General features: G+C 57.8%; 15 protein-coding genes. 13 read left to right on the top strand and 2 right to left on the bottom strand.

The window, feature by feature from the left end:
- Window positions 1-414: 414 nt before the first annotated feature.
- Both ACZ9IL_RS14270 and ACZ9IL_RS14265 read right to left on the bottom strand, forming a co-directional pair.
- Window positions 415-1044 carry a 3'-5' exonuclease gene (locus tag ACZ9IL_RS14270; protein ID WP_476004087.1) on the bottom strand — a complete coding sequence of 210 codons (630 nt, stop codon included), beginning with the start codon at window positions 1042-1044 and terminating at the stop codon, window positions 415-417.
- Window positions 1045-1237: 193 nt separating this feature from the next.
- Entirely contained in the window at window positions 1238-2962 is a 1725-nt protein-coding gene (locus ACZ9IL_RS14265; RefSeq protein ID WP_476004086.1) for a proline--tRNA ligase, read from the bottom strand.
- Window positions 2963-3242: 280 nt separating this feature from the next.
- On the opposite strand from ACZ9IL_RS14265, the gene ruvA reads away from it, so the two are divergent.
- The 13 genes from ruvA (at window position 3243) to ybgF (ending at window position 14837) form a co-directional block, all read left to right on the top strand.
- On the top strand, window positions 3243-3857 hold the full coding sequence (gene ruvA, locus ACZ9IL_RS14260) for a Holliday junction branch migration protein RuvA (RefSeq protein ID WP_476004085.1): 615 nt from the start codon (window positions 3243-3245) through the stop codon (window positions 3855-3857).
- Between the two features lie 66 nt (window positions 3858-3923).
- Entirely contained in the window at window positions 3924-4934 is a 1011-nt protein-coding gene (gene ruvB / locus ACZ9IL_RS14255) for a Holliday junction branch migration DNA helicase RuvB (RefSeq protein WP_476004084.1), read from the top strand.
- 936 nt (window positions 4935-5870) lie between these two features.
- Window positions 5871-7427 (top strand): cytochrome ubiquinol oxidase subunit I, encoded by a 1557-nt coding sequence (gene cydA / locus ACZ9IL_RS14250; RefSeq protein WP_476004083.1) that lies wholly within the window; start codon window positions 5871-5873, stop codon window positions 7425-7427.
- Between the two features lie 12 nt (window positions 7428-7439).
- Window positions 7440-8576 (top strand): cytochrome d ubiquinol oxidase subunit II, encoded by a 1137-nt coding sequence (cydB, locus tag ACZ9IL_RS14245; RefSeq protein WP_476004082.1) that lies wholly within the window; start codon window positions 7440-7442, stop codon window positions 8574-8576.
- 14 nt (window positions 8577-8590) lie between these two features.
- Entirely contained in the window at window positions 8591-8707 is a 117-nt protein-coding gene (gene cydX, locus ACZ9IL_RS14240; RefSeq protein WP_005331536.1) for a cytochrome bd-I oxidase subunit CydX, read from the top strand.
- Window positions 8694-9005, top strand: a complete 312-nt coding sequence (locus tag ACZ9IL_RS14235; protein ID WP_476004081.1) for a cyd operon YbgE family protein — start codon at window positions 8694-8696, stop codon at window positions 9003-9005. The genes cydX and ACZ9IL_RS14235 overlap by 14 nt, the downstream gene beginning before the upstream one ends.
- A gap of 206 nt (window positions 9006-9211) precedes the next feature.
- Complete coding sequence (ybgC, locus tag ACZ9IL_RS14230) at window positions 9212-9619, top strand: tol-pal system-associated acyl-CoA thioesterase (protein WP_476004080.1); 408 nt, start codon at window positions 9212-9214, stop codon at window positions 9617-9619.
- Window positions 9609-10298, top strand: coding sequence for a protein TolQ (gene tolQ / locus ACZ9IL_RS14225; protein WP_476004079.1), 690 nt, complete (start codon window positions 9609-9611; stop codon window positions 10296-10298). Before ybgC ends, tolQ begins: the two co-directional genes overlap by 11 nt.
- The gene (tolR, locus tag ACZ9IL_RS14220) at window positions 10298-10744 is read left to right on the top strand and encodes a protein TolR (RefSeq protein ID WP_005331545.1); all 447 of its coding nucleotides are present in this window, start codon (window positions 10298-10300) and stop codon (window positions 10742-10744) included. Before tolQ ends, tolR begins: the two co-directional genes overlap by 1 nt.
- A 5-nt stretch (window positions 10745-10749) precedes the next feature.
- The gene (tolA, locus tag ACZ9IL_RS14215) at window positions 10750-11880 is read left to right on the top strand and encodes a cell envelope integrity protein TolA (protein ID WP_476004078.1); all 1131 of its coding nucleotides are present in this window, start codon (window positions 10750-10752) and stop codon (window positions 11878-11880) included.
- Between the two features lie 94 nt (window positions 11881-11974).
- Window positions 11975-13300 carry a Tol-Pal system beta propeller repeat protein TolB gene (tolB, locus tag ACZ9IL_RS14210; protein ID WP_476004077.1) on the top strand — a complete coding sequence of 442 codons (1326 nt, stop codon included), beginning with the start codon at window positions 11975-11977 and terminating at the stop codon, window positions 13298-13300.
- Between the two features lie 50 nt (window positions 13301-13350).
- The gene (gene pal / locus ACZ9IL_RS14205; RefSeq protein ID WP_476004076.1) at window positions 13351-13875 is read left to right on the top strand and encodes a peptidoglycan-associated lipoprotein Pal; all 525 of its coding nucleotides are present in this window, start codon (window positions 13351-13353) and stop codon (window positions 13873-13875) included.
- A 158-nt stretch (window positions 13876-14033) separates the two neighbouring features.
- Entirely contained in the window at window positions 14034-14837 is an 804-nt protein-coding gene (gene ybgF, locus ACZ9IL_RS14200) for a tol-pal system protein YbgF (protein WP_476004075.1), read from the top strand.
- Window positions 14838-14947: the final 110 nt, after the last annotated feature.

The following is a 14947-nucleotide window of genomic DNA, read 5'->3' as shown; positions in this document are numbered from 1 at the left end:
TCGGCAGCGTTTGTTTATGAGCCGGGCCATGATGTCGGCAATAACAACGGCAATGGCTACGTCCTGCTGCTCGCCGGTGCGGCGGCGCTTGTCCCTTGCACGCCCCTGTCTAGGTTTCGGATGCCGATGCGATGGGGTATTTCCAGCAGGGCTCGGCTAATAGCATTTGTCATGGGATATGGCCAGAATAGATATATTTATCGGTCGGCAAGGCAATGCATTAATGACTGTTATATTTTATGAGATATATATAGTCATTCTTGAAGTAGAAGTAATAATCTCACCGGCCTTTATAAGGCATATCGCAATTTATTATTCCGCTGTTTTACTGTCTTGATATAAGCCAGATATATCCCATCCCCGGCTAAATGGTTTTTTAATTTCCGGGGGATGGGTTAATCGTACCCGAGTGACTCATTTCTTAGTCACATATCCCTGCAGGAAGGAGTGAACTGCATGCTTTGATTTCTTGCCAAGGGTGAGCAGCAATTCAAAATCCGGGTTGATAATGCCATATCGCACGTCCAATTCCTTTAACAAGGCAAGCCACAGGTGCGCCGTCACCTCGGCATCCGCCAGCGCGCGGTGAAATACGCCGTCATTGGGCAGGCTATGGTATTGCACCAGGGTACCCAACTTATGATTGGGCGCCTCGGGGAATAGCCGTCTCGACAGCAGCAAGGAGCAGGCAAACTGCCCGGGATAGTGGGCCGACAGCCGCTCTATTTCCGCATCCAGAAAGCGCTTGTCGAAGGAGGCATTATGGGCGACCAGGTTATCATCTCCGATAAACGCGACGAAGTCCGCCATCACCTCGTTGCAAGGTGGCGCCTGTTTCAGCATGGCATTGCTGATCCCGGTATATTGCTCGATAAAGCTGCTGACGTTAAAACCTGGGTTCATCAATGCCGAGAAACGTTCACTGATATGGCCGTCTTTAATTCTGACGGCACCAATTTCGATGGCTCTATCACCCTGTCCCGGTGAGAGTCCGGTGGTCTCGAAATCGAGCACGACAACGGTATTGGCTGAGGCGATGGACATAGATTCTCGGCAAGCTGGATAAAGAGGGTCAGTCTAGGAAATCTGCCACTTCATGTACAGCGCCATATCGCGATACAACTGGCACCCTGTTTTTGTAATGAGCAAAGCAACAGGCAACATATAAAAAGCCCCGGGTGCGATCCACACCCGGGGCTTTTTTATGGACAACGAACAGCAGAGTTAACTGGTGCTATTAGCGACCCAGCTTGCCCTTGAGCAGGGTAACGATCTCGCCGATGGCGATTTCCTGCTTCTCGCCGGAGCGGCGGCACTTGTACTCCACCACCCCGTTGTCCAGACCGCGATCGCCGATGACGATGGCGTGGGGGACACCCAGCAGCTCCATGTCGGCGAACATTACGCCCGGGCGCTCCTTGCGGTCATCGAACAAGACGTCCACACCGGCGGCTTTCAGCTCGGCGTAGAACTGCTGCGCCTGCAGGGCGACGCGCTCGGACTTGTGCATGTTCATCGGCACGATTGCCACTTCGAACGGGGCGATGGCGTCCGGCCAGATGATGCCGTACTGGTCGTTGTTCTGCTCGATGGCGGCAGCCACCAGGCGGGAGACCCCGATGCCGTAGCAACCCATCTCCATGGTGACGGACTTGCCGCCCTCGTTCAGCACGCTCGCCTTCATGGCTTCGGAGTACTTGGTGCCGAGCTGGAAGATGTGACCCACCTCGATGCCGCGCTTGAGCAGCAGGGTGCCCTGGCCGCAGGGGCTGGGGTCGCCTTCCACCACGTTGCGCAGATCGGCGACTTCGTAAGTGGCGATGTCGCGATCCCAGTTCGCACCGGTCAGGTGGAAGCCAGTCTCGTTGGCGCCGCAAACAAAATCGCTCAGGTGAGCGGCGCTGCGATCGGCGATGATGCGACCGGCAAAGCCGACCGGACCGATGGAGCCTGCGTCACAACCGGCGGCAGCCTTGATCTGCTCGTCGTTCGCGAAGGTCAGCGGATTGGCGACGCCTGGCAGCTTCTCGGCCTTGATCTCATTGAGTTCGTGATCGCCACGCAGCACCAGGGCAACGACGGCCTGATTGCCGTGCTCGTCCGCATCGCTCAGCACCAGCAGGGTCTTGGCGATGGTCGCCGGGGCTACGCTCAGGAAGGCAGCCACTTCGTCGATGGTGTGCACGGCCGGGGTGGCGACCTTGGTCAGGGCTTTGGTCGCGGCGGCGCGCTCACCGGCCGGCGCCAGCGCCTCGGCCATCTCGATGTTGGCGGCGTAATCGGAGCTGTCGGAGAAGGCGATCAAGTCTTCACCGCTCTCGGCCAGCACCTGGAATTCGTGGGAACCGGTGCCACCGATGGAGCCGGTATCGGCCTGCACCGGACGGAAGTTCAGCCCCATGCGGGTGAAGGCGGCGCAGTAGGCGGCGTGCATCCGCTCGTAGGTCTCGATCAGCGATTCCTTGTTGATGTGGAAGGAGTAGGCATCCTTCATCAGGAATTCGCGGCCACGCATCACGCCGAAGCGGGGACGGACCTCGTCACGGAACTTGGTCTGGATCTGGTAGAGGTTCAGCGGCAGCTGTTTGTAGCTGTTCACCTCATAACGGATCAGGGAGGTGATCACCTCTTCGTGGGTCGGGCCCAGCACGAAGGGACGGTTGTGGCGGTCGGTCAGGCGGCACAGCTCGGGGCCGTAGTCATCCCAGCGGCCCGATTCCTGCCACAGCTCCGCCGGTTGCACCACCGGCATGGAGACTTCGATGGCACCAGCATTGTTCATCTCTTCGCGAACGATGTTTTCGATCTTCTTCAGGACCCGCAGGCCGGACGGCAGCCAGGCATACATGCCGGAGGCCAGTTTGCGGATCATGCCGGCGCGCAGCATCAGCTGATGGCTGACGACTTCCGCGTCGGAGGGGGTTTCCTTGAGAGTGGAAAGCAGGTATTGGCTGGTACGCATCGCGGTAGACCTTCGCTAGTTCGGGCGGCTTGGCCCTGGAAAATTTCAAGAGCGGAATTTTAACAGGCCGAGCCCCGTGGCCCAAGGGCTAAATTTAGTCCGGCGGGGGAAAGGCGCTGGCGCGATGGGGCGTCCTTTGTCCGGATTACGGGAGGATGACAGGGGGTGACAGAAGCAAGCGGAGCCCTGTGTTCTCCCACCGCCCTATGCTGGATACTTATCCAGTTATTCTTTATGCTATGACCCAATTTGAAAGAGTCTGCGTGGCGAGGAAGAGAAGATGATTGGTCGCTTGAGAGGCGTTGTGATTGAGAAGAACCCCCCTGAGGTGTTGATCGAGGTCGGGGGCCTGGGCTATGAGGTGCAGATGCCCATGAGCTGCTTCTACGATCTGCCCGAGCTTGGCAAGGAAGCGACCATTCACACCCACTTCGTGGTGCGTGAAGACGCCCAACTGCTCTACGGCTTCAACCACAAGCAGGAGCGGGCGCTGTTTCGCGAGCTGATCAAGACCAACGGCGTCGGCCCCAAGCTGGCGCTGGCCATTCTCTCCGGCATGACCGCCACCCAGTTCGTGCTGAGCGTCGAGCGCGAGGAGATAAGCTCCCTGGTGAAATTGCCCGGCGTGGGCAAGAAGACCGCCGAGCGGTTGGTGGTAGAGATGAAAGACCGGCTCAAGGGTTGGGTCAGCCACGATCTCTTCTCCCCCGCCGCCATCAGCCTGCCCGCTCAGGAGAGTCAGCTGCGCGCCCCCGATGCGAGCGAAGAGGCAGCCAGCGCCCTGGTGGCGCTGGGCTACAAGCCCCAGCAGGCGAGCCAGATCGTCGCCAAGGTGGCGGTCGAGGGGATGTCGGTCGAGGCCATCATCCGTGAATCCCTGCGCAGCCTGGTATGAGAATCAATATGAGTAGAGCCGAGTCGCTTGCCTCCGCCATGGGCGGGCAGTTATGCGGGGTTGCATATGATTGAAGCGGATCGTCTTATTTCGGCCGGCGAGGTGCGCGAGGATGAGGTCATCGATCGGGCCATCCGTCCCAAGAAGCTGGCGGATTACACCGGCCAGGATCACGTCTGCGGTCAGATGGAGATCTTCATCGAGGCTGCCCGTCAGCGCGGAGAGGCCCTCGATCACCTGCTGATCTTCGGCCCCCCCGGCCTTGGCAAGACCACGCTCGCGAACATTGTTGCCAATGAGATGGGGGTCAACATCAAGACCACCTCGGGCCCGGTGCTGGAGAAGGCGGGCGATCTGGCGGCGCTGCTCACCAACCTCGAGCCGAACGATGTGCTGTTCATCGACGAGATCCACCGCCTCAGCCCGGTGGTGGAGGAGGTGCTCTACCCGGCCATGGAGGATTACCAGCTCGACATCATGATCGGGGAGGGCCCTGCCGCCCGCTCCATCAAGCTCGACCTGCCTCCCTTCACCCTGATTGGCGCCACCACCAGGGCCGGCTCCCTGACCAGCCCGCTGCGGGACCGCTTCGGTATTGTCCAGCGGCTGGAGTTCTACAACGTCAAGGATCTGACCGACATCGTCGCGCGCAGCGCTCGTTGCCTCGGACTGGAGATGTCCGGCGATGGGGCGCTGGAAGTGGCACGCCGCTCCCGTGGCACCCCACGGATTGCTAACCGTTTGTTAAGGCGGGTGCGGGACTTTGCCCAGGTGAAGTCTGATGGCCGGATCGACGGCCCCATAGCGGCGCGCGCCATGGACATGCTGGACGTGGATAACGAAGGGTTCGACTTCATGGACCGCAAGCTATTGTTGGCTGTCATCGACAAGTTTATGGGCGGACCTGTTGGCCTCGATAACCTGGCGGCCGCCATAGGGGAAGAGAAAGACACCATCGAGGATGTGCTGGAGCCTTATCTCATCCAGCAGGGCTATCTGCAGCGCACTCCCAGAGGGCGGCTGGCGACCCCGAGAGCCTATGCCCACTTCGGCCTGCAACGACCAGATGAAGGATAAAAACAGCTGATTGAACAAAAAACCGCCTCAAGGGGCGGTTTTTTACTATTCTGACAAAAAAAAGCCCACCGCTAAACAGGGTGGGCAAAGACAATTCAGGATGGATGTTCACAGACAGTGAGTGCGTCTGGAGACAGACCGGGAAAAAAACAAAGGAGCCGTCGCGGGGCCTCAGAGTCGGTTCATTTGATAGAGCTGAACGAACGAAAGCTTGTAGTAACGTATGGTCTTGGCAACAAACTTTTTCATCATTAATCCCAACAAACAGGTTCGAAATGTTCATCGAATACGTACCGGGAACCCAGATTGACCGGCCTGTATCCAGAGGTGTGCCCTCACTGCGAGGCGCATTGTAGGAGCTCTTATTGGGCCGGACAAACAAGAAAAATTACATGTTTAGGATTAGATAAAGTAATCAAATGGCGGGCGTTGTTAATAAGCATAAACATGTGTTTTTACTGGTTTTAAATTGGAATTACGGCGAGCGTCAAAGATGGATAAATAGAAAGTGAAAACAACCCTTGATGCTATTTCTTTAACAGAATTGAAACTAATGATGCGTTTGATAAAATTGATTTAAATCAAGCATTTATGAAGTCATCTTTTTTGTGAGCAAGCTCTCAAAATTAACCATGTTCCGCTTGTAAGCTACCTTGAAAAGGCATGTATTGATGATGGTTTTACATTGATTTCAATCAAATAAAGGTGATATAAAACGGCGGTCATTATAGGCGGGAATAGAATTGCAGTTATTGTTTATTAAATGTTAAACATTAGCTTTTTTTGTTCTTGTATATTGCCTTGTTGTTAATGTGGTGGCAGTCGAATCCGGTCGTCGGTATCAACCGAGCTGTGGCCGGCCATTCGGGGACTTCCAATGGAAGCTTTGTTCTTAAAACTTAAAATAGCCGTGCCAATAATCGGTGAGGAAACATCATGATTGCTGAGCATGTGGTAGACCTATCGCGGTTCCAATTTGCCGCGACGGCCCTTTATCACTTCCTGTTTGTACCCCTGACGCTGGGAATGGCCTTCATTCTGGCGATCATGGAGTCTGTCTATGTGATGACCAACAACTCTGTCTACCGGGACATGACCAAGTTCTGGGGCAAGTTGTTCGGGATTAACTTCGCTCTCGGGGTCACCACCGGGCTGACCATGGAGTTCCAGTTCGGTACCAACTGGGCCTACTACTCCCACTATGTCGGCGACATCTTCGGGGCGCCGCTGGCCATCGAAGGGCTGATGGCCTTCTTCCTGGAGTCCACCTTCGTCGGGATGTTCTTCTTCGGTTGGGATCGTCTCAGCAAGCGCCAGCACTTGGCTGCCACCTGGTTGATGGCACTGGGGACCAACCTCTCCGCGCTCTGGATCCTGGTCGCCAACGGCTGGATGCAGAACCCGGTCGGTGCCGAGTTCAACTTCGAATCCATGCGAATGGAGATGGTGAGCTTCGCCGATCTAGTGTTCAACCCGGTTGCTCAGGTCAAGTTCGTCCACACGGTCGCGGCTGGCTATACCACCGGCGCCATGTTCGTGCTGGGTATCTCCTCTTATTATCTGCTGAAGAATCGTGATGTGGCCTTCGCCCGTCGATCCTTCGCCATTGCCGCGGCCTTTGGCATGGCCTCCATCCTCTCCGTGCTGGTGCTGGGTGACGAGTCCGGCTACGAGACCGGTGAAGTGCAGAAGGTGAAACTCGCGGCCATCGAAGCCGAGTGGAACACCGAGCCGGCGCCAGCCTCCTTCACCCTGTTCGGTATCCCGAACCAGGAGGAGATGCGCACCGACTACGCCATCAAGATCCCCTATGCCCTCGGCATCATCGCCACCCGTTCTCTGGATACCCAGGTGACCGGCCTCAAGGATCTGAAGAGCGAGCACGAACTGCGCGTGCGTAACGGCATGGTCGCCTACGACCTGCTGACCAAGCTGCAATCCGGTGACAAGTCCGACGATACCCGCGCCCGCTTCGACGAAGTGAAGCAGGATCTGGGCTACGGTCTGCTGCTCAAGCGCTATACCAGCAACGTGACCGACGCGACCGACGAGCAGATCAAGTCCGCCGTGGATGACTCCATCCCGCAGGTGGCACCGCTGTTCTTCGCTTTCCGCATCATGGTGGCCTGTGGCATCGCCATGCTGCTGCTGATCGGCATCGCCTTCTATGACAGCACCCGTCACCGCATCGGCGAGCGCAAGTGGCTGCTCAAGAGCCTGCTGTGGGGTATCCCGCTGCCCTGGATCGCCATCGAGTGTGGCTGGTTCGTGGCGGAATACGGTCGTCAGCCCTGGACCATCGCCGAGATGCTGCCGACCTCTGTCTCCGCATCCAATATCCCTGCGTCCGAGATCTGGTTCTCCCTGATCGGGATCTGCCTGTTCTACACGGTGCTGCTCGTCATCGAGATGTACCTGATGTTCAAGTACGCGCGTCTGGGCCCCAGCAGTCTGAGAACGGGCAAGTACCACTTCGAACAGAGCAAGGCATAAGGAGAGGATCCCATGTTTGATTACGAATTGTTGCGTCTGGTCTGGTGGGTGCTGGTCGGCGTCCTGCTGATTGGCTTCGCCATCACCGACGGTTTCGATATGGGGGTGGGTGCCCTGCTTCCCTTCGTCGGCAAGAAGGATGTGGAGCGTCGGGTGATGCTCAACACCATGGGCCCGCACTGGGAAGGCAACCAGGTCTGGCTGGTGACGGCCGGTGGCGCGCTGTTCGCGGCCTGGCCCATGGTCTATGCGGCGGCCTTCTCCGGCTTCTACATCGCCATGATCCTGACCTTGATGGCGCTGTTCTTCCGTCCGGTCGGCTTCAAATACCGCTCCCTGATGGAAGGCTCCCAATGGCGTACCAGCTGGGACTGGGCGCTGTTTATCGGCAGCGCCGTGCCGCCGGTGATCTTCGGGGTGGCGTTCGGCAACCTGCTGCAAGGGGTGCCGTTCAGCTTCAACCAGTTCCTGATGCTGACCTATGAGGGTAACTTCTTCGGCCTGCTCAACCCGTTCGGCCTGTTGGCCGGTCTGGTCAGCCTGTTCATGATCGTGACCCAGGGCGCCGCCTGGCTGATGATGAAGACCGAAGGGGAAGTGCTGGCTCGCTCCCGCACCGCCGCCATGATCTTCTCCCTGCTGACCCTGGTGTGCTTCGCGCTGGCCGGTGTCTGGGTGAGCGGCATGGACGGCTATGTGATCGTGGGCAACATGGCGACCGACGCCGTCACCAACCCGCTCCATAAAGAAGTGGTGGTGCAAGCCGGTGCCTGGATGCAGAACTACAACCTCTATCCCTGGATGATCGCCGCTCCCGTACTGGGTCTGGTGATGAGCCTGCTGACCGCGGTAGTGGCCAAGCTGGGCAAGGGCTGGCTGGCGTTCCTGTGCTCCTCCCTGGCGATTGCCGGCATCATCCTGACGGCGGGCTTCTCCATGTTCCCGTTCGTGATGCCCTCCAGCCTGGAGCCCTCGCAGAGTCTGACCATGTGGGATGCCACCGCCTCCTTCAACACCCTCAAGGTGATGACGGTCGTTGCGGCCATCTTTGTCCCGACCGTGCTGGCGTATACCCTCTGGACCTACATCAAGATGTTTGGCCGGGTGAGTAACAAGCACATCGAAGACAACCAACAATCGCTCTATTAAGAAGGTGCCCTGATATGTGGTATTTCACCTGGATCCTGGGTCTGTTGCTGGCTTGCGCGTTTGGGATCATCAACGCGCTCTGGCTGGAGCACACCGAGAACCTGGATCGTCAGATCGATGAAGACAAGTGACAGACTTGCCCGGCTGGCCGCTCCCCTGGAGCGCCAGCCATGGCAGGCTCTGATGCTGCTGGCGGCGACCCTGCTGGGCGTCGCCATCTTGCAGGCACCCAACCTGATCGCCGCCAACACCAGTGAGCACGGGCTGCTGCTCGCGCCCTGGCTGATGTGGGCGGTCTGTTGCGGAGTGATGCACGGGCTGGGATTTCATCCCCGCAGCCTGGTCGGTCGAATCCTGTTTTTCCCCTGGCTCGCCTTGCCCAGTCTGTTGTACGGGCTCTGGTTGACCATGGAGTATTTCCTGCCATAAGTCATGGGGGAGGCCGGTATTGCTCCGCCTTCCCCTTCTCATTTGAGCTCAGCGGTCGCTGGCTTTCCCCTCTGGTTGACCGGGGGTTATTTCCTGCCATAAAAATGGTGGGGGATGGGATTTCCCTGTCTCCCCCTGCTTCTTTCCTATTCAGCCCTGCGCTATGATAGCCCCCCATCTGACTGTCGAATGGATCACAGATTTTTATGGGGGAAGTCTCTGAGTTTCCGGTGCGTGTCTACTACGAAGACACCGACGCCGGAGGCATCGTCTACAACGCCAATTATCTCAAGTTTATGGAACGGGCTCGCACCGAATTCCTGCGCGCCGGTGGCATCGAACAAGATGTCCTGCTGCTGGGGGGATTCGCCTTCGTGGTGAGTCGCACCGAGATCGATTTCCGCTCTGCGGCCCGCTTCAATGAACTGCTGACTGTAGTGACGCAAGTGACTGAAGTGAAACGCGCCTCCATGCGCTTTTCGCAACAGATCCTGGCGGCTGATGGACGACTGATCACCCAGGCCATGGTACAGATAGCCTGTGTCAGTCATCCGCAAATGAAACCTGTCGCGATACCTGAAAAAATCAAGGGAGTGCTGTTAAGTGCACGCTGAAATTTCGTTTATTGGTCTGTTCTGGCAAGCCAGTCTGTTGGTCAAACTGGTCATGATGACCCTGATGGGCATGTCGGTCGTCTCCTGGGCGCTGATCATCCAGCGTTCCAAGGCCATCAAGGCCGCCAACCAGGCCTCGGAGCAGTTTGAAGACAGATTCTGGTCCGGGGTCGACCTCAATCGTCTCTACCAGGAGTCCTCCTCCCGTCGCGATGACATCGAAGGCATGGAAGACATCTTCTACTCCGGCTTCAAGGAGTACGCCCGTCTGCTCAAGGCTGGCGCCCGTGGCCAGGATGCGGTGATGGACGGTACTTATCGTGCCATGCGGGTCTCTCTGTCCCGTGCGGTGGATGAGCTGGAGTCCAACCTGCCGGTGCTGGCGACCATCGGCTCCATCAGTCCCTACATCGGTCTGTTTGGTACCGTCTGGGGCATCATGAATGCCTTTATCGCCCTGGGTCAGGTGCAGCAGGCGACCCTGCAGATGGTGGCTCCCGGTATCGCGGAGGCCTTGATCGCCACCGCCATGGGCCTGTTCGCGGCGATCCCGGCGGTCATCTTCTACAACCGTTTCACCAATAAGGTGGAGCGACTGGAGAACGCCTACGCCAACTTCATGGACGAGTTCACCACTATTCTGAACCGCCAGATCGCACAGCAGCAGGGTGAGAAGTAATGCAAACCTATCAGCGGATCCGGCGCAAGAAGGTGGCCGAGATCAACGTGGTGCCTTATATCGACGTCATGCTGGTGCTGCTCATCATCTTCATGGCGGTGACGCCGGTGATCACCCAAGGGGTCAAGGTAGACCTGCCCCAGGCGGAATCGGAACAACTGCCCGAGGATGCCAAGCCGCCCTTCATCGTCAGCGTCAACACCGAGGGTGAGTATGTCATCAAGGCCGGTGAGGCGGATGACGAGCCGGTGCCGAGCGGGACGCCCGAGGCGATGCAGCAATACATCACCGAGAAGGCCATGGGTTATCTGGCCATCAACCAGAATGCCCCCGTGGTGGTGGCCGGTGACAAGTCCGTGCGCTATGAAGAGGTGATCCTGTTGATGGTCGCCCTCAAGAAAGCCGGCGTGCCTCAGGTTGGCCTGATGACGGATCCGGTGAACTGACGGAGATGGATGTGAAGCGTGGTATTTCCGGTTATCTCATCGCGTCGCTGCTGCTGCACCTGATCATCGGCATCATCTTGCTGGTCGGGGTCGACTTCAGCAAGCCGAAGCGCCCCGAGTCGAAGGGGGAGATCGTCAATGCGGTGATGCTGGACAGCGAGTTCCTGGAACAGCAGGCACAGCAGATCCAGCAGCAGAAAAAGGCGCAGCCCAAGGCCGCACAGCAGCAGAAGGAAAAGGACAAGGAAGACGCCGATCAGGCCCGCCGTGAGCTGGCGCAGGAGCAGGAGCGTCTGCGCGTTGCCGAGACCAAGCGCAAGGAGGCCGAGGAGGCCACTCGCAAGGCGGAAACCGAGAAGCAGAAGAAGGTAGCCGAGCAGAAGCAGGCGGAGGAGCAGGCGCAAAAAGCCGAGGAAGCCCGCAAGCTGGATGCGCAGAAGGCCAAGCAGGCCGAAGCCAAGCGCCAGGAGGCGGAGTTGGCGAAGGCGCTGGCGCTGAAGAAAAAGAAAGAAGAGCTCGAGAAGAAGCAGGCCGACGACAAAGCCAAGGCGGATGCGGCCAAGAAGGCCGAAGCCGACAAAAAAGCCAAGGCCGAGGCGGAGAAGAAAACCAAGGCGGAAGCCGACAAGAAGGCCAAGGCTGAAGCCGACAAAAAGGCTGCGGATGAGGCTGCCAAGAAGGCAAAAGCTGACGCAGAGAAGAAGGCGAAGGCCGAGGCCGACAAGAAGGCCAAGATCGATGCCGAGCGCAAGCGCAAGGCAGCCGAAGAGGCCAAGCTGCAAAAAGAGATGGAAGCCATGATGCAGCAGCAGCTGGAGGCTGAGGCCAATTCTCGCAGCCAGGCCGCCTCGGCGGCAGCCAAGGGGGAAGTCGACAAGTATGCGGCCCTGATCAAGGCGACGGTTGAGCGCTATATGATTTTGGATCCCACCATGCGGGGTAAAACCTGTACTATCGGTGTCAAATTGGCCAGTACCGGTTTCGTCATCTCGGTGGACAACGGCCAGGGCGACCCAGCGGTCTGTCGCTCCGGCAAGGCGGCCGTGCTGAAGGCCAATCAGCTGCCGGTGCCGAAGGATCCGGCGGCGTTCGAGATGTTGAAGGAGTTTAACCTCAAGTTAGAACCGAACATCTAGGTGTGGTAGAACGGGGTCATTGACTGTGGTTGGCAGGGTCTGCTGATAAAGGAATTTCACCTCTCAATTTTTATTGAAACAGAGTATTTAAGCCATGATAAGAAAAGTGTTTTTTGCTTTGGTTGGCTGCCTTCTGCTGGGCCAGAGCGCTCAGGCGGCCTTGGACATCGTCATCACCGGCGGTATTGACAGCGCAAGACCCATCGCGATTGCGCCCTTCAAGTGGGAAGGCAATGGCCAACTGCCACAGGATATCGCCGAGGTGGTTTCCAACGACCTGATGCGCAGCGGCAAGTTCAAGCCGTTGGCCCGTGGTCAGATGCCGCAGACCCCGAGCAGCAGTGGCGAGATCAACTTCGCCCCCTGGGCGTCCCAGGGCGTCGAGGCCGTGGTGGTCGGCACCATAGCCGCGGTCGGCGATGGCACCTACAAGATCAACTTCGAGCTGGTCGATGTGCTGAAGGGCCAACTGGCCAAGACCCAGGGCGGGGAAGCCAACGGCTATATCCTCGACAGCCGCATGGCGACCATCCCGGGTGCCCAGATGCGTCAATTCGCCCACCGCATCTCCGACATCGTCTACGAGCGTCTGACCGGTGAGCGTGGCGCCTTCCTGACGCGCCTGGCCTATGTCTCCGTTCAGCAGGGTACCCAGTTCCCGTATCAGCTGCGCATCTCCGACTACGACGGCTACAACGAGAAGACCTTGTTGCGCTCCCGTGAGCCGCTGATGTCGCCAGCCTGGTCGCCGGATGGCAGCAAGCTGGCCTATGTCAGCTTCGAGAACCAGAAATCCGAGATCTATGTGCAGGATATCTATAACCAGCAGCGCAGTCTGATCACCAGTTTCCGTGGCATCAATGGCGCCCCGGAATGGTCACCAGATGGTCGCCGATTGGCTATCGTTTTGTCCAAAGATGGGCAGCCTGATCTCTATGTCATTGATGTGGCTAGCAAGCAACTCACTCGAGTCACAAATAACCGCACCATCGACACCGAACCCTCCTGGATGCCGGATGGTCAAACTTTGCTGTTCACCTCTGAACGTGGTGGCAAACCCCAGATTTATAGCGTAAATTTGGCGACTGGCGTCACTCGCCGGATGACCTGGGAAGGGGATTCTAACCAAGGTGCATCCATCACACCGGACGGCAAGTCCATGGTGATGGTGACCCGGGTTCAGGGGCAATATCGCATCGCTCGCCAGGATATGGAAAACGGCGCCATGTTGGTACTGACTCAGAGTGCTCTGGACGAGTCGCCAAGTGTGGCTCCCAATGGCAGCATGATCATCTATGCCACCATCTATCAGGGTCGCAAGAGCTTGGCTTTGGTCTCGACCGATGGTCGTTTCAAGGCCGTGCTCCCGACCAGTAGCGGTGAAATTCGTGCACCAGCTTGGTCGCCCTTCTTGAATTGATAAAAAAATCGATTGTTTTTTGTTTTGTTATAAAGGTTTAAGGAAATAGCATGCAACTCAATAAACTGCTCAAGGGTCTGGCCATCGCACTGCCACTGTTCACCCTGGCTGCCTGTAGTTCTTCTTCCGACTCCGACGCCGCTGGCGCCGAGTCTGGCATGACCGACGGCATGGGCGGTGTACAAACCGGTGGCGCCAACGGCATGTTGTCCCCGGAAGAGCAGATGCGTCAGAAGTTCGAAGCTCTGCAGCGCGACAACGTGATCTTCTTCCCGTACGACGGTTATGACATCCAGGGTCAGTACGCCGACCTGCTGGATGCCCACGCCAGCTACCTGCGTGAGCATGTGTCCGTCAAGGTGTTGATCGAAGGTCACGCCGATGAACGCGGTACTCCAGAGTACAACATCGCTCTGGGCGAGCGTCGTGCCAAGGCCGTTGCCAAGTATCTGCAAACCCTGGGTGTGCAGGCCGAGCAGCTCTCCATCGTCAGCTATGGCGAAGAGAAGCCGCTGGATCTGTCCCACACCGAGGATGCCTTTGCCAAAAACCGCCGTGCGGTCCTGGTTTACTAAGGTTTGAACCGAACGAAGTTCGTGTATATGCAAGCGGCCATTTCGATGGCCGTTTTATTTGCACTAAACGCCAAGGTTTGATCCGAATGAAATCTGTATAAGCGAGCGACTATGGCGCTGGCCGTTTTATTTGCACTAAACGCTAAGGTTTGATCCGAATGAAATCTGTGTACAAGCAAGCTGCTGTTGCGCTGGCCGTGTTGGTTGCTCTGAATGCGCAAGCGGCTGCCCCGGTGAGCGATCTCAGTGGCGACAGCGGTAGTGCCGTGGCCCTCAGTGGCAACAATGGCGCCATCGTGCCCACAGGCAGCCTGGAAGACCGGGTGGCCTTGCTGGAGCGCACTCTCAATGCCCGTCTGCGCCTGCAGGCCGAGTTGCAGCAACAGGTGGATGCCCTGCAAGGGGAAGTCTCCGAGTTGCGTGGTCAGCTGGAGCAGCAGACCTACCAGATGGAACAGTCGCAGGAGCGTCAGCGCCAGCTTTATCAGGAGCTCGACAAGGTGGCCAACAGTCAGCCGGCCGCGGCGTCCGCGACCCCGGCAACAGCCACTGCAACGCCCGCCGCTGCGGCCAACTACTCGACCAATCAGGACGAGAACCAGGCTTATGACGCCGCCGTGAACATGGTGCTCAAGGAGAAGAACTACGACAAGGCCATTCCCGCCTTCGAAGGGTTCATCAAGCAGTTCCCGAACTCCAGCTATGTGCCCAATGCCCATTACTGGCTCGGCCAGCTGATGTTCAACAAGGGCGACAGAGCCGGCGCCTCGGCCCAGTTCTCCACGGTCGCGAACAAGTACAGCAAGTCGCCAAAGCGGGCCGACGCTCTGTTGAAACTCGGCATGCTGGCACAGCTCGATGGCAAGAAGGCGGAGGCCAAGACGTTCTATGAGCAGGTGATCAAGGGCTACCCCAACACCTCGCCGGCCCAGTTGGCCAAGCAGAGTCTCAGCAAGTTGTAGCATTGCTGTAGGTCACTGTTTTCGTAACAGTCTTGTAAATACGGCACCGCTTTGTACGCGCAGTGAGCAAACAGATTTAATTTAAGAATTTTCTATTGCGCCAGGATGAT

The organism is Aeromonas sp. TECH754 (genome assembly GCF_056279295.1).
This window is presented reverse-complemented; position numbering and strand designations above follow the sequence as displayed.

What these genes read in the sequence shown, in the direction of transcription:
- ruvB (WP_476004084.1), top strand. Translation starts at nt 3,924, where the DNA reads ATGATTGAAGCGGATCGTCTTATTTCGGCCGGCGAGGTGCGCGAGGAT.
- ybgC (WP_476004080.1), top strand. Translation starts at nt 9,212, where the DNA reads ATGGGGGAAGTCTCTGAGTTTCCGGTGCGTGTCTACTACGAAGACACC.
- ybgF (WP_476004075.1), top strand. Translation starts at nt 14,034, where the DNA reads ATGAAATCTGTGTACAAGCAAGCTGCTGTTGCGCTGGCCGTGTTGGTT.
- cydA (WP_476004083.1), top strand. Translation starts at nt 5,871, where the DNA reads ATGATTGCTGAGCATGTGGTAGACCTATCGCGGTTCCAATTTGCCGCG.
- ACZ9IL_RS14270 (WP_476004087.1), bottom strand. Translation starts at nt 1,044, where the DNA reads ATGTCCATCGCCTCAGCCAATACCGTTGTCGTGCTCGATTTCGAGACC.
- cydB (WP_476004082.1), top strand. Translation starts at nt 7,440, where the DNA reads ATGTTTGATTACGAATTGTTGCGTCTGGTCTGGTGGGTGCTGGTCGGC.
- ACZ9IL_RS14265 (WP_476004086.1), bottom strand. Translation starts at nt 2,962, where the DNA reads ATGCGTACCAGCCAATACCTGCTTTCCACTCTCAAGGAAACCCCCTCC.
- pal (WP_476004076.1), top strand. Translation starts at nt 13,351, where the DNA reads ATGCAACTCAATAAACTGCTCAAGGGTCTGGCCATCGCACTGCCACTG.
- ACZ9IL_RS14235 (WP_476004081.1), top strand. Translation starts at nt 8,694, where the DNA reads ATGAAGACAAGTGACAGACTTGCCCGGCTGGCCGCTCCCCTGGAGCGC.
- ruvA (WP_476004085.1), top strand. Translation starts at nt 3,243, where the DNA reads ATGATTGGTCGCTTGAGAGGCGTTGTGATTGAGAAGAACCCCCCTGAG.
- tolB (WP_476004077.1), top strand. Translation starts at nt 11,975, where the DNA reads ATGATAAGAAAAGTGTTTTTTGCTTTGGTTGGCTGCCTTCTGCTGGGC.
- cydX (WP_005331536.1), top strand. Translation starts at nt 8,591, where the DNA reads ATGTGGTATTTCACCTGGATCCTGGGTCTGTTGCTGGCTTGCGCGTTT.
- tolR (WP_005331545.1), top strand. Translation starts at nt 10,298, where the DNA reads ATGCAAACCTATCAGCGGATCCGGCGCAAGAAGGTGGCCGAGATCAAC.
- tolA (WP_476004078.1), top strand. Translation starts at nt 10,750, where the DNA reads ATGGATGTGAAGCGTGGTATTTCCGGTTATCTCATCGCGTCGCTGCTG.